A 14004-nucleotide genomic window follows, 5' to 3' on the forward strand; every position below is an offset into this window, starting at 1 on the left:
GTTATTGTCACCCTAAGCGTAGTCAAAGGGTTTAAGGTGTAAAAGAGGCTTCGACTACGCTCAGCCTGACATTTAAATCACCAGAGCTAAGAACTTAATTACTTAATAATGATTTCTTTCTTAGAGTGTACTTTTACAACTGTGTACGGATATGTAATAACTTGCATAACCATTGCGTCTTTAGCAGGACTATTTTCTTTTACAGTTATAATAATATTTTTATCTGTTTCCTCTACTTTATCCACTCCAATAGAATAACCTCCTGTATTTTTCTCTCCCATATTTAAAATAATATAGTTGGAATTACTAATATCAGTCTGTTTCATTTTATCAGCTAAAAGCGGATCATTTTCTAACATTTTGATTTCGTTTGGCTCGGTCAAAATCTCATAAAACTTAATATTACCGCCGCCGTCAGACTGCTCCGTTAAAATCTCATACAACCCTTTTGAATCTGATGTTTTTTTAACACCGCAGGAAATCAAAACAAAAAGGACTAAAACTGAAATTACTTTTTTCATTTACGCTTATATTACTTAAAAACTTTTACTCTTTATAATCATCTATTGCTTTTTGATACAAAGCTTCATACTTAGGCAAGATGTTTTTAATATCAAACTTTTTAGCAACCTCTAAAGCATTTAATTTAAATTGATTCAGAGTTTCATCGTCCTTTAAAATTTTAATAGCATTGGCAGCCATTTCATCAACATTTCCAACGTTACTTAAATAACCCGATACTCCTTCAAAATTAACCTCAGGCAAACCTCCGGAATTACTTGAAATAACAGGAACTCCGCAAGCCATTGCTTCTAATGCTGCAAGACCAAAACTTTCTGTTTCTGATGGAAGTAAAAACAAATCGGTAAAACATAAAATTTTATCAATCTCGTTGCTGTTCCCAAAAAAGATCACTTTATCATAAATCCCCAATTCCATACACAAAACCTCTGCTTTTTCTTTCTCAGGACCATCACCCACCATCATTAATTTAGCAGGCATTACTTTCTGAATATTATAGAAAATCTTAATAATATCCGGAATACGTTTTACCTTTCTAAAATTACTAATATGTGTTATGATTCTCTCATCTTCTTTTGCCATTACATAGCGATGACATGGCACAGTTGGATCTTTCTTAACTTTATCCAATTCAATAAAATTCGGAATCACCTTAATTTTATTTTTGATTTTGAACAGCTTCAAAGTATCATCTTTCAAACTCTGCGAAACTGAAGTCACATAATCTGATTTATTAATGCTAAAAGTTACAGCAGGTTTATAAAACGGATGATTTCCTACCAATGTAATATCTGTCCCGTGAAGCGTTGTAATCATTGGCAGATTAATTCCTTCATTTTTCAGCATTTGTTTCGCCATATAACCCGCATAAGCGTGAGGGATTGCGTAATGCACATGAAGAACTTCGATTTTATACAATTTTACCATATCAACCAATTTGCTTGACAAAGCTAATTCGTAAGGTTGATAATGAAAAAGTGGATATTCTGGAACGTTTACTTCGTGATAATGAACATTCGGATTCAAAAGTGCCAACCTAACTGGCTGACTATATGTTATAAAGTGTATTTCGTGTCCGCGTCTGGCTAATTCAAGGCCTAGTTCTGTAGCAACTACACCACTACCGCCAAATGTTGGATAACAAACTATTGCTATTTTCATGTATAAAATTTAATTCTACGAAAATACTCAAAAATACTGTTTAATTCCCCTTTTCAATTGTTAGATTTTTGACAAAATTAGATTAATTCTAATTAATATATTATTGTCTTGAAGCAGAACATCTTCAATCAAAAAACCACCTGTCCCGCTGTCCGCTGTATCTTTTAAGGCGAACCCCGCCATAAAAGGATGTCGCTCTCATCGGGGCTAGACTAGACTTTTTGTTTTCATAAGAACTTTTTCCACAATCTTATCATTCCGAGGAACGAGGAATCACACACGTAATTCCGTAAAGTAAACTTACAATCTTTATCGAGTTTCTTGTGTGATTTCTCCCTTCGGTCGAAATGACAAACTTCGAGAAAACTTGAAACCTGAAACAATTAAAACAAAAAAAAGACATAAAACTTAAAGTTTCATGCCTCTCAAATATTTTACAAATACTCTTAGAAAAATCTACTGTGCCAGCTGTCAGCAGCAGGAACTTCCCACGATTCATTAAATTCTTCGATATTGTTCACTAAATTATTGAAAACAATTGTGTTCTCAGAAACTGATTTATCTTTAACCATCTTTTTAAAATCAATTAATGGTTTATGTGCGATATGTTCTCCAAGCTTAAAAGTAACGTTCATTTTGTCCAACAAGTCAACGTTGTATTTTTTCTCTAAGCCTTGAATAAACTCAACCGAACTATCAATCGAGCAACCTGTCGCAGCTTGCACTTCTTGATTTACGGCCAGTATGATAAAACGATTGTATTTTAGTAAAAATGAAGCTTCAAGACTTGTTCCGTGTGCGGCCCATTCTTCTACAAAAGCTTTCAAATCGGTTTCGATTTCAGAAAATTCTTCCTCAGAAAATTTTCTGTTCGATTGGTAAATCCAAACTCTAGATTCACCAGGTAAATTTTCAAAAGGTATATACATTTTTAAATTTTAGATTTTAGATTATAAATTTTAGATTTCTAAAGAGTTTCGGATTAAACCTTTGCTCCTTTGAATCTTTGCCACTTTGCACCTTAAAGCTATAAATCCTGTGCATTAGCAATTAATTCTGCAATATCCAGCACTTTTACCTGCCCTTCTTTTTCTTGATGTTTAATACCATCTGTTAACATTGTATTACAAAAAGGACACCCTGCAGCAATAATATCTGGTTTCACTTCTAAAGCGTCTTCTGTACGCAATACGTTAACTTCTTTATTTCCTGGCTCAGCATCTTTAAACATTTGCGCACCGCCAGCTCCGCAGCATAATCCATTTGCTTTAGAACGTTTCATTTCGACTAATTCAACATCTAACTTCTGAATTAAATCTCTTGGAGCTTCATACACTTTATTTGCTCTTCCCAAATAACAAGGATCGTGAAAAGTGATTCTTTTTCCTTTAAACTGTCCGCCTTCAACAGTAAGTCTTCCATCATCTATTAATGATTTTAAGAATTCTGTATGATGAATAACTTCATAGTTTCCGCCTAATTCTGGATACTCATTTTTTAAAGTATTAAAACAGTGCGGACAAGCGGTAACAATTTTCTTTGCTTCATAGGCATTCAAAACCTCGATATTCATCATGGCCTGCATTTGAAACAAAAATTCATTCCCAGCACGTTTTGCAGGATCACCTGTACAGCTTTCCTCTGCACCCAAAACGGCAAATGAAACATTAGTACGGTTTAATATACGTACAAATGCTTTTGTGATTTTTTTTGCTCTATCATCAAAACTCCCAGCGCAACCTACCCAGAATAAAACTTCTGGCTGTATTCCCTGAGCTAGCATTTCAGCCATTGTTGGCACTACTAAATTTTCTGACATCTCTTTTTGTTTAATCGTTGATTTGTTTAATTGTTTAATCGGCAACTTGATCGAATCCTAAGAACGATTAAACGAATTGACGATTAACCGATTAAACTATATTTTTAATTCTCGTTTTTCCAATTTAAACGGTCTTGCTGACTGTATTGCCAAGGAGCACCGTTATTTTCAATATTAGTCATCATTGCATTCAATGACATTGGTGCAGCACTCTGCTCCATCACTAAATAACGACGCATATCCATAATAATAGACAACGGACTAATATTAACAGGACATTCTTCTACGCAGGCATTACATGAAGTACAAGCCCACAATTCTTCTGGCGTAATATAATCGTTTAATAAAGTTTTATTATCCGGTACAAAAACACCTTTATTAGCGTCGATATTATTTCCTACTTCTGTTAGACGATCTCTTGTATCCATCATAATTTTACGTGGAGACAATTTCTTTCCTGTTTGATTTGCCGGACAAGACGATGTACAACGTCCGCATTCTGTACAAGTATAAGCATTCAACAACTGAACCCAATTTAAATCCTGAACATCGCTTGCTCCAAACTTACTTGGAGCCGCATTTTCATCAACAGGAGCCGCTGCAAATGGATCTGCATTTGGATCCATCATTAACTTTACTTCTTTTGTTACAGAAGCCAAATTATCAAACTGACCTTCTGGATTTAAATTTGCAAAATAAGTATTAGGAAAAGCTAAAAGAATGTGTAAATGTTTTGAAAAGTATAAATAGTTCATAAAAACTAAAATACCCGCAATATGCAGCCACCAAAAAGCTTCAAACAATAATGAAACTAATTCGTTTGACATTCCATTAAAAATTGGAGCAATAAACTGACTTACTGGAAAACTTCCTGCTTTATGAAAATGAGAAAATCCGCCTGGAACATTCTGCAAATGCAAATCAGAAGCATTCATCAATAGAAACAAAAGCATCAAAACCGTTTCAAAATACAAAATGTAATTGGCATCGCTTTTAGGAAATCCGTTTAAGTCAGGATTTATAAAACGCTTAAGTCTAATGACATTTCTTCTAATCCAGAAAACTACAACAGCAAAAATTACAAGTATTGCCAATATTTCAAAAGAAGCTATTAAAACATCATAAACCACACCTAAATAAGGCGCAAAGATTCTATGAGTTCCAAATAACCCATCTATAATAATTTCAAGTAACTCGATATTAATAATTATGAAACCTACATATACAAAAATATGAAGTATTCCAGCTACAGGGCGTCTCACCATTTTTGACTGCCCAAGAGCAATCATTGCCATGTTTTTCCAGCGCGCTTTAGAATTATCCTTTCGATTTACATCTACTCCCAAGTTAATGTTTCGGATGATCTTTTTTACGCTCGCTGTAAAAAAACCAAAACCAACTATAAGAAGTATGGCGAACAAAATATTATCTAAATAACTCATTGCAATTATTTTTTATCAGTTGAATTTACATCTTCAGCAGGAGCTACATAAGGCTTGTTTTTCTTTCCAAAAAGAGAAACATTTACGTAACGTGTTGGGTATAAACGAACGTCCTGTAATAACAATTCAAGTTCCTTTGAAGTTTTCGTAAGGTTATTATAAAGAGCTTCATCACTTAATAATTTACCCATAGTACCTTTTCCAGAATTTAAATTAGCCATAATACCATCAACTTTAGCCAAAGTTTGATTTAGGTTTCTAACTGTTTTTCCTAAATCGGCTTTGTTTAATGAATCTGATATTTTATTAAAATTGCTTGACATTTTATTAAAGTTTGTCACAACTCCATTTATCTGACCTTTATTAGTATCTAAAATAGTATTGATACTTCCTGAAGCTTTATGAAACTGCTCCATTGTCTGACTTAACTCAGCCAAACTTTTCTTTAAATCGTCTTGCGTTTTTTTATCTAAAACATTGTTTAATCCAGTTACCAGATTATCAATATTTAGAAGCATTTTATCTAACTTTTGCGTAATTGGATCGATTTTACCGCCTAACGAATCTGTTAATCCTAATTCAACAGCAGGTACTAATTTCTGACCATCTTCTGCTGGGTCTTTATCTGCAAGATTTGGTACAATTTTAATCTGTTTCCCTCCAATCAAACTTGGAGAATACAAGGCAGCGGTACTGGTTTTAGAAATTGGAAAATCTGTTTTTAATTGCAATTCAACCAATAATTTCCCAGTTATTTCATCAATTGTGATTTTATTTACTTTACCAATAGAAAGTCCATTAATGGTAACAGGTGCTGATGCTGACAAATCCTCTACATTGTCATATTCGACATATAATGTTTTGTAATTTGTAAAAAGGTCTCTGCCTTTTAAAAAACTGTAGCCCCAAATAAATAATAAGATTGACGCGATGACTAAAATAGCCGTTTTAATTTCTCTTGTTAGTTTCAAAATTCTAAGTGTTTGTACAAAAATAATATAAATATTCGAACTAGGGCTTATTATTTAATGGCGTCTTGGATGCTGATTTTTTCACCATCACGATTCGCAATTAAAAATGCCGCTCCATATCCCTTACTCTTAGCTTCTTGCAAATATTTCTTTGCAGTTTCATAATCTGAAGTTTCTTGGTAGAAATATTTATAAATATTGTTTTCATATAACATGGTTACATTATTCAATCCTTTAAAATTTTTAGCTTCTAAAGGTGTTTTTTTAATGCTGGCAATTAACTGTACTTTAAAAAAAGTGCCTTTTGGTGCATTTTTTTTCACTGCAGCAGATTCTACAACTTTATTCTTTGCCGGAGTAGAGGTATCTCTTACTGGTCGAGCCTCTATTGCTTCAGGACTTCCTGAACCAAAATACTCTCTTTTATAACTCAAAATGGCTTCTGCAATTGCTTTTGCAATATCATCTTGCCCCTCTTCTGAATTCAAAATATTTCCTTCGGTTGGATTAGAAATAAATCCTGTTTCAACTAAAACTCTTGGCATATAAGCTTTATGAAGTACCATAAATGGCGCTTGTTTTACTCCGCCTTGTCTTAATTTTTTTCCAAGTTTTTCAAAATTTTCTTCGATTTTACTTGCAAGCGAAATACTGTTATCTAAATACTCTTCTTGCATTAAAGTCATACCAATCATAGATTCTGGAGAATTTGGATCATAACCTTCGTATTTACGTTTGTAATCTTTCTCTAAAGTAATTACAGAGTTCTCTTTTTTGCAGCCTCTAAGTTTGATGCAACTTTACTCAAACCCATTACATACGTTTCTGTTCCGTCTGCCGCTGTATTTTTGTTGGCATTACAGTGTATAGAAACAAAAATATTCGAATTGGCTCTATTGGCAATATTTGCTCTTTCTACTAAATCAATAAAAACATCTGTTTTTCGCGTGTAAATAACATTAACATTTGGATTAAGCTCTAAAATTTTTCCAACTTTTAGAACAATTGCTAAGGCGATATTTTTTTCGATCCGTCCGCTGTAAACAGCGCCAAAATCATGATCTCCATGTCCTGCATCAAGTGTCACCTTAAAAACGTTAGCTTGACTGTAAGCACAAAAAGACATTATTGTTAGAAAAAAAGTAAAGATTACCTTAATTTTGCTCAATCTATTCATAAATCTAAAAGTTAATTTTAATAAAACGCAACTGCTATAATTTTTATAATTGATTATTTTTGCCAAAAAATTATATGTAAGTTTGACATGTCAAAAAACAAGCCATAATTTTACAAAAATAGCATTTAAACCTTTGCACACAAACTTATTTAATATCGTTTTATTATCATTTTTCCTATCTGCAGGATGTGGTAAATTATATTCACAAGAGATAAAATCCAAAAAAAAGTCTTTGCCCGCTGTAAAACAAACAGATAAACCTCAAATTAAACCTATTGACACTATTAAAGTAGACAGCATTAAGCCAACGAAGACTTTTTTAGACGGGAAAGTAAAATACAAAGCAAAGGATTACGCCAAAATAGATCAGAAGAAAAAAATCATTACTCTCTATAATGAAGCTGAATTGTATTATAAAGATGTTGAACTAAAATCTGGTATAATTGTACTTAATTACGAAAAAGACGAAGTTTATGCCGGTCGAATAAAAGATTCTGCAGGTGTATTAACTCAATATCCAAACTTCAAACAAGGCGCAAGCGAGGTTCAACCCGATTCTATACGTTTTAATTTTAAAACAAAAAAGGCCTTAATTTACAACTCAAGAACTGAGCAAGGCGAATTTAAAATAAAAGCAGCTGTTACTAAAAAAGAGAATGACTCTGTTTACTTTTTAAGAGGTGCCCGTTTTACAACTGCTCAAGACATTGATAATCCTGAATACTATTTTCAAACGAATAAAGTAAAGTTTATTCCTGGTAAAAAAGTTATTACGGGCTTAACCAATATGGTTATTGCAGATGTGCCTACACCTTTGGCATTACCTTTCGCTTATTTCCCAATGAGTCAGGAAAAAAGTGTTTCTGGTATTATTATTCCAAGTTACAATGACTCAAATACTCGTGGATTCTCTTTGCAAAACGGAGGTTACTATTTTGCTTTAAGCGACAATTACGACTTAACGGTTTTAGGAGATTACTATACAAACGGGAGTTACGCTATGCGATTTGAATCGGCCTATGCAACACGGTATAAATATCGAGGAAATGTCAATATTCGATTCGAAAACTTAATAAACAGCGAAAGAGGATATCCAGATTATTCTAAACAAAACATCTACAACATTCAATGGTCGCACTCAAAGGATACAAAATCAAATCCTAACTCAAGTTTTTCTGCTTCTGTAAATATGGGTAGCAGTAAATACTTTAAGCGATCTATCAATCAAGCCAACATAGGGTCTAACTTAAATAATACTTTAAGTTCGTCTATTTCATACAACAAAACATTTAATACAATTCCGGGTTCACGTATATCGCTGTCTGCTACGCACCAGCAAAATACGCAAACCGAAGAGATTTTAATGACTTTGCCTAATCTTCAAGGAAGTATTGATCGTGTTTATCCTTTTGTTGGAAAAGACGGGGTAAAAAAAGGTTTTATAAAGAACATAAACTTACAGTATAATGTAACTGGAAAGAATAACTTTAAAACAACGGATTCTTTATTCTTTAAACCGCAAATGTTTAAAGATGCGCAAATTGGTATGCAGCATTCTATTCCAATCAGTACCAATTTTAAAATATTCAAATACTTTAGTGCGGGAGCTTCTACAAATTACCAAGAAACTTGGGTTACCAAAACAATTGAAAAGAATTACGATGTAGATAAAAGTGCGGTTGTAGATAAAACTGTAAATGGTTTTGACTCTTACAGAACTTATAATTTCAGCACTAATTTAGGTACTACAATTTATGGTACGTTTAATTTTGGAGCTGATAAAAGAATTCAGTCTATTCGTCACGTTATGAGACCAAGTATTACTTACTCTTATACACCGAGTTTTGAGAGATACTACGATCATTATACTGTTGATGCAGCAGGAAAGATTTCTACAGATGAATATTCTCGTTTTGCAAACGGTATTTACGGCGCACCTGGAAAAGACAATTCTAACATTGTTGGTTTTTCTTTAAGCAACACTTTCGAAGCTAAAGTAAGAGATCGTGACAGCACAAAAACGGAACCTAAAAAGATAATGCTGTTAAACAATTTAAACTTCAGCACAAGTTATAATTTTAATGCAAATGGTAAAGAAACATTGGCTTTTCAGCCTATTCTTGTGAGCGGTGGAACACAGCTTTTTCAAAACAAAATGAATGTCAATTTTGGAGCTGTTTTAAACCCATACGCAATTGATAATGCAGGAAACGTAATGAACATGTACAACATTGACAATGGCGGAAGTTTATTTAGAATGACCAGTGCGAATATTACAATGAATTACTCTTTTTCGAATAAGGGAGGAGATAATAAAGAAAAAAACAACCAAAGTCAGCGAAATGGTGGTCGTAATGACGATTTATTTGGTACAAATACAGACTTAAATGACAGCCGAAACAGTCAATTTGCAAACGAAAAAGACGACGACAAAGATGTAATTACGGAGTTCTTCAGTTCAAAATTACCTTGGGACATGACGCTTGCTTACTCATTGACGTACTCGAATGCTAACAGAGAGAATAAAATAACAGGAAACTCAATCATGGTCTCTATGAATATGGATATTACGCCTAAATGGAAAGGCGGGGTTTCGACTGGATTTGATTTTGTTCAAAAAGGAGTGACTTTTACTCAATTTCGTTTTGAAAGGGATTTGTTAAGCTGGAGAATGGCTTTTAACTGGACACCTATTGGACCAAATTCGAACTGGAATTTCTTCATCGGAATTAAATCTGGTATGTTGAGTGACATCAAATGGAATAAGCGAAGTACTTCAAATCGATAATCCATTTGCTTAACTGTTTTATTATGATTAGAAGATCGTAATAAGTACTATATCATATTGTTTAAAAACAAATAAGTAACTACATATGAAAAAAATAATCTTTACAGATAAGGCTCCTGCTCCTATTGGACCTTACAATCAAGCTGTGTTATCAGGAAACACACTTTATGCATCTGGACAAATTGCTATAAATCCAGCATCTGGCGAGCTTGTAACTGAAAACATCAATGACGAAACAAAACAAGTAATGGAAAATATTGCTGCTATTCTAGAAGCTGCAGATATGACTTTTGAGAATGTAGTTAAAGCGACTATTTTTATTATGGATATGAACAATTTTGGTGCTATAAACGCTGTTTACGGTTCATATTTTAACGAAAAAACCGCTCCAGCACGTGAAACGGTTCAAGTGGCATGTCTGCCAAAAAATGTAAATGTTGAGATTTCTATAATCGCAGTGCAATAGCATCTAATAATAATTGTGCCGTTGCTTCGTTTGTTGCCAGCGGCACATTATGTACATCGCAAACGCGAATTAACATATTAATATCTGCTTCATGCGGATGACTTGACAAAGGATCTTTAAAAAAGAAAACCATTTTCGTAATTCCTTCCGCTACTCTTCCTGCAATCTGCGCATCACCGCCTAAAGGTCCAGAAAGCATTCTTTGGGTTTTAAATCCCGCAGCTTCGGCTTTTCCTCCAGTAGTTCCTGTTCCAATAAGTTTTATTGACTCATGATGTAATACATCACTATTTTTAATCAAAAAGTCGATCAAATCAGCTTTCTTGCCATCGTGAGCAATGATTGCAATTTCCATAAATCCAGAACTATTGGTTAGCAACATGGTACGCAATTAATCCATCAATTGGTCTTCTTAAAACGTTCCCTAATTGAAGTTCATATTTATCAAAAGTTTCTTGTAATTCATCTTTTAGATAAAATGCAATAGAACCTACAAAATGTACAGGAACTTCTTTGCAGTTATCAAACTGTTTGATGTAGTTTTTAACGAAAGATTTCATTCCTTTGAAAATAATTTTTCTACAGAATTCGGTGTCTTTGTGTTTAATTAAAAACTTTGCAAAAGTTGCCAAATAAGCATTTGGATTTGGTTCTTTGTATAGTTTATTTTTAATAAAATCAGGATCAACGTCGTACTCTTTTTCAAGTTCTACCGCTAATTCTTTTGGCATTTTATTAAAATAGTACTTTCTAATTAATTCTTTTCCAAAAACATTTCCGCTGCAATCATCCATTAAGATATAACCTAATGACTGCACTTTTTGATGCAATACTTTTCCATCAAAATAACTGCAGTTAGAGCCTGTTCCTAAGATCGAAACAATTGCTTCTTCACCTTTTGGTGTTGTTGCATAAACAGCAGCATATGTGTCTTCTTGTACGTCAATAATTGCATTAGTGAAATAATCCTGAAAGATCAGCTTTAAAGCTTCTTTCATTCTGTCAGTTCCACAGCCAGCTCCGTAAAAGAACAAATGGGTTGCGTTTTTTTTATTTTGCAAAATATCAAAACGATCGTTTAATCTTTCAATGATTTCCGGAGCGTCTAGAATTTCAGGATTTAATCCTAAGGTTTGTGTGGTGAATAATACTTTTCCATTATCATCAATTGCAATCCAATCGGCTTTAGTAGATCCACTATCAACTATTAATTTCATTTTATTTAGTTTTTGGATTAGTTTTTCTTCAATAAACTATAAGTGTATTTTTTACAATAATTAAAGACGAAACAAAATAAGAAAATCCCGTTCGACGTGTCGAACGGGATTCTGCAAAAATATATAATATTATTTTAAACCTGCAATATGTACAGATAAATCGATCAATTTGCTTGAGTATCCGTACTCATTATCATACCAAGATACTAATTTGAAGAAAGTAGAATTTAAACCAATTCCCGCACCAGCATCAACGATTGAAGTTCTTTTATCAGAAATGAAATCTTGAGATACAACTGCATCTTCAGTATATCCTAAAATACCTTTCATTTCGTTTTCAGAAGCTTTTTTCAATACAGCTAAAATTTCTTCGTAAGTAGTTTCTTTAGCTACTTTTACTGTTAAATCTACTACAGAAACGTCAGCAGTAGGAACACGGAAAGACATTCCAGTTAATTTTCCATTTAAAGCAGGAATTACTTTTCCAACTGCTTTTGCAGCTCCAGTAGATGAAGGAATGATATTGATTGCAGCTGCACGTCCACCTCTCCAGTCTTTTCTAGAAGGTCCGTCAGCAGTCATTTGAGTTGAAGTAGTTGCGTGAACAGTAGTCATTAAACCTTCAACGATTTCGAAATTATCGTGAATAACTTTAGCTAAAGGAGCTAAACAGTTTGTAGTACAAGAAGCATTAGAAACAACTAAATCAGTAGCTTTTGCAGTTTCGTGGTTTACTCCCATTACAAACATTGGAGCATCAGCTGAAGGAGCAGAAATGATTACTTTTTTAGCACCACCTTTGATGTGCTCATTTGCAGTTTCGATAGTTGTAAAGATACCAGTACATTCTGCAACAACATCAACATCAACTTCATTCCATTTTAAGTCAGCTGGGTTTCTTTCTGCAGTGATACGGATATTTCTTCCATTTACATACAATTTTCCTTCTTTAACTTCTACAGTTCCGTTGAAACGACCGTGAACTGAATCATATTTTAATAAGTAAGCTAAGTGATCTACATCTAGCAAATCGTTGATTGCTACCACCTCTACATTATCTCTATTGAAAGTTTCTCTAAAAACGATTCTTCCGATACGTCCAAATCCGTTTATTCCTAATTTTACTTTTGACATTTTACTAATTTTTTGCTTTTGTTTTTATTACACTAATTTAAAGTCTAATTTCCTCACAATAAACTTCATTCCTTTTTTTAAACTTTGTCTTATATAATTATGTAGACATGATGTCTGACACTCTCAATAATTCTCTATCAATCTCAGATTTACCTTTAATTGCTTGTTCCAGCGGAGTCAACGACACTTTGTCTTCTTTAAGACCAACCATGTAATTTGATTTTCCTTCTATCAAAGATTCTACTGCTTTTACACCAAGACGACTTGCTAGTACACGATCAAAACAAGATGGTGAACCTCCACGCTGCATATGTCCTAAAACAGACACTCTAACATCGTACTCAGGTAAATTAGCTTCAACGTAGTCTTTTAATTCAAAAACGTTTTTACCAATTTTATCTCCCTCAGCAATAACAACTATACTTGATGATTTTCCTGATGCTTTACTTTTTTGAAGAGAATCTAACAATCTATCTAAACCTAAATCTTCTTCAGGAATAAGAATTTCCTCAGCACCAGCACCAATTCCGGCATTAAGAGCAATATGTCCTGCATCTCTACCCATAACCTCTACAAAAAACAAACGGTTATGTGAACTTGCAGTATCTCTAATTTTATCGATACAATCTACTACTGTATTTAATGCGGTATCATAACCTAATGTATGACTTGTACCATAAATATCATTATCAATTGTACCAGGAATTCCCATTACAGGAAAACCATATTCTGCATTGAAAATTAGACCTCCGGTAAAGCTTCCGTCTCCTCCAATAACAACTAAAGCATCAACTCCAGCTTTTACTAAATTTTCGTGTGCTTTTTTTCTACCTTCTGGTGTTCTAAAATCAACAGAACGAGCAGATTTTAAGATCGTTCCTCCTTTATTTACTATATTATTAACGCTTCGAGGGCCCATTTCTTTAAAATCGCCTTCGATCATTCCTTGATAACCTCTATAAATTCCTATGCATTCTATATTATGATAAGCACATGTTCGAACAACTGATCGTATTGCAGCATTCATTCCTGGTGAGTCTCCTCCTGAGGTAAGAACACCTACTTTTTTTATTGTTTTTGACATTATTTAAGTATTAAAGTGTAAAATTAGCAAACATTCACCACTTTTCGGGTTCTGTTTATTATAAATTAGTAAAATATGTTAAATTCAAACGTTTTCGTTAATAAGTTTTTTGGCTGGAAAAATTTCATTTAAAATAATAAAACTCTCTTTTTTTAATTAATTCTTTAAAACTAACAATAGCCAAAATGAAGTGTTACAAAAAAACACATAAACTCTATTAAGC

At 33.3% G+C, this 14004-nt stretch carries 12 protein-coding genes and 1 pseudogene; 2 read left to right on the forward strand and 11 right to left on the reverse strand.

All coding sequences use genetic code 11. From position 1 onward, the window contains the following. Window positions 1-98: 98 nt before the first annotated feature. From BOW55_RS14135 to BOW55_RS14165, 7 genes and pseudogenes are all read right to left on the reverse strand, one after another. Window positions 99-521, reverse strand: a complete 423-nt coding sequence (locus BOW55_RS14135) for a protease complex subunit PrcB family protein (RefSeq protein WP_129024640.1) — start codon at window positions 519-521, stop codon at window positions 99-101. A 25-nt stretch (window positions 522-546) separates the two neighbouring features. Beyond that, complete coding sequence (gene bshA / locus BOW55_RS14140) at window positions 547-1683, reverse strand: N-acetyl-alpha-D-glucosaminyl L-malate synthase BshA (protein ID WP_089052806.1); 1137 nt, start codon at window positions 1681-1683, stop codon at window positions 547-549. A 446-nt stretch (window positions 1684-2129) separates the two neighbouring features. Next, window positions 2130-2612, reverse strand: coding sequence for an ABC transporter ATPase (locus tag BOW55_RS14145; RefSeq protein ID WP_089052805.1), 483 nt, complete (start codon window positions 2610-2612; stop codon window positions 2130-2132). 98 nt (window positions 2613-2710) lie between these two features. Then, window positions 2711-3502: a (Fe-S)-binding protein gene (locus BOW55_RS14150; RefSeq protein ID WP_089052852.1), complete on the reverse strand. Its 792-nt coding sequence runs from the start codon at window positions 3500-3502 to the stop codon at window positions 2711-2713. A gap of 104 nt (window positions 3503-3606) precedes the next feature. Then, window positions 3607-4944, reverse strand: a complete 1338-nt coding sequence (locus BOW55_RS14155; RefSeq protein WP_089052804.1) for a (Fe-S)-binding protein — start codon at window positions 4942-4944, stop codon at window positions 3607-3609. 5 nt (window positions 4945-4949) lie between these two features. Beyond that, window positions 4950-5915 carry an MlaD family protein gene (locus tag BOW55_RS14160; RefSeq protein ID WP_129024641.1) on the reverse strand — a complete coding sequence of 322 codons (966 nt, stop codon included), beginning with the start codon at window positions 5913-5915 and terminating at the stop codon, window positions 4950-4952. Window positions 5916-5965: 50 nt separating this feature from the next. Then, a pseudogene (locus BOW55_RS14165) lies at window positions 5966-7092 on the reverse strand (N-acetylmuramoyl-L-alanine amidase). Between the two features lie 49 nt (window positions 7093-7141). On the opposite strand from BOW55_RS14165, the gene BOW55_RS14170 reads away from it, so the two are divergent. After that, on the forward strand, window positions 7142-9880 hold the full coding sequence (locus tag BOW55_RS14170; protein WP_129024642.1) for a putative LPS assembly protein LptD: 2739 nt from the start codon (window positions 7142-7144) through the stop codon (window positions 9878-9880). 85 nt (window positions 9881-9965) lie between these two features. Then, window positions 9966-10346 (forward strand): RidA family protein, encoded by a 381-nt coding sequence (locus BOW55_RS14175; protein ID WP_129024643.1) that lies wholly within the window; start codon window positions 9966-9968, stop codon window positions 10344-10346. On the opposite strand, the gene BOW55_RS14180 is transcribed toward BOW55_RS14175, so the two are convergent. The 4 genes from BOW55_RS14180 to pfkA form a co-directional block, all read right to left on the reverse strand. Continuing rightward, window positions 10327-10701, reverse strand: a complete 375-nt coding sequence (locus tag BOW55_RS14180) for a methylglyoxal synthase (protein WP_089052850.1) — start codon at window positions 10699-10701, stop codon at window positions 10327-10329. The genes BOW55_RS14175 and BOW55_RS14180 overlap by 20 nt on opposite strands. 10 nt (window positions 10702-10711) lie before the next feature. Beyond that, a complete protein-coding gene (locus BOW55_RS14185; RefSeq protein ID WP_089052800.1) occupies window positions 10712-11563 on the reverse strand; it encodes an N-acetylglucosamine kinase in 852 nt (283 codons plus the stop codon). Between the two features lie 129 nt (window positions 11564-11692). Then, entirely contained in the window at window positions 11693-12697 is a 1005-nt protein-coding gene (gap, locus tag BOW55_RS14190; RefSeq protein WP_089052799.1) for a type I glyceraldehyde-3-phosphate dehydrogenase, read from the reverse strand. Between the two features lie 97 nt (window positions 12698-12794). Beyond that, window positions 12795-13781, reverse strand: a complete 987-nt coding sequence (pfkA, locus tag BOW55_RS14195) for a 6-phosphofructokinase (RefSeq protein WP_089052798.1) — start codon at window positions 13779-13781, stop codon at window positions 12795-12797. Between the last annotated feature and the right edge of the window lie 223 nt (window positions 13782-14004).

The organism is Flavobacterium sp. YO12, assembly GCF_004119495.1.
In the GTDB taxonomy this organism is placed as follows: Bacteria; Bacteroidota; Bacteroidia; order Flavobacteriales; family Flavobacteriaceae; genus Flavobacterium.

Coding starts and splice junctions, on each gene's coding strand:
- BOW55_RS14175 (WP_129024643.1), top strand. CDS start 9,966: ATGAAAAAAATAATCTTTACAGATAAGGCTCCTGCTCCTATTGGACCT.
- BOW55_RS14150 (WP_089052852.1), bottom strand. CDS start 3,502: ATGTCAGAAAATTTAGTAGTGCCAACAATGGCTGAAATGCTAGCTCAG.
- BOW55_RS14145 (WP_089052805.1), bottom strand. CDS start 2,612: ATGTATATACCTTTTGAAAATTTACCTGGTGAATCTAGAGTTTGGATT.
- BOW55_RS14180 (WP_089052850.1), bottom strand. CDS start 10,701: ATGGAAATTGCAATCATTGCTCACGATGGCAAGAAAGCTGATTTGATC.
- gap (WP_089052799.1), bottom strand. CDS start 12,697: ATGTCAAAAGTAAAATTAGGAATAAACGGATTTGGACGTATCGGAAGA.
- pfkA (WP_089052798.1), bottom strand. CDS start 13,781: ATGTCAAAAACAATAAAAAAAGTAGGTGTTCTTACCTCAGGAGGAGAC.
- bshA (WP_089052806.1), bottom strand. CDS start 1,683: ATGAAAATAGCAATAGTTTGTTATCCAACATTTGGCGGTAGTGGTGTA.
- BOW55_RS14155 (WP_089052804.1), bottom strand. CDS start 4,944: ATGAGTTATTTAGATAATATTTTGTTCGCCATACTTCTTATAGTTGGT.
- BOW55_RS14185 (WP_089052800.1), bottom strand. CDS start 11,563: ATGAAATTAATAGTTGATAGTGGATCTACTAAAGCCGATTGGATTGCA.
- BOW55_RS14135 (WP_129024640.1), bottom strand. CDS start 521: ATGAAAAAAGTAATTTCAGTTTTAGTCCTTTTTGTTTTGATTTCCTGC.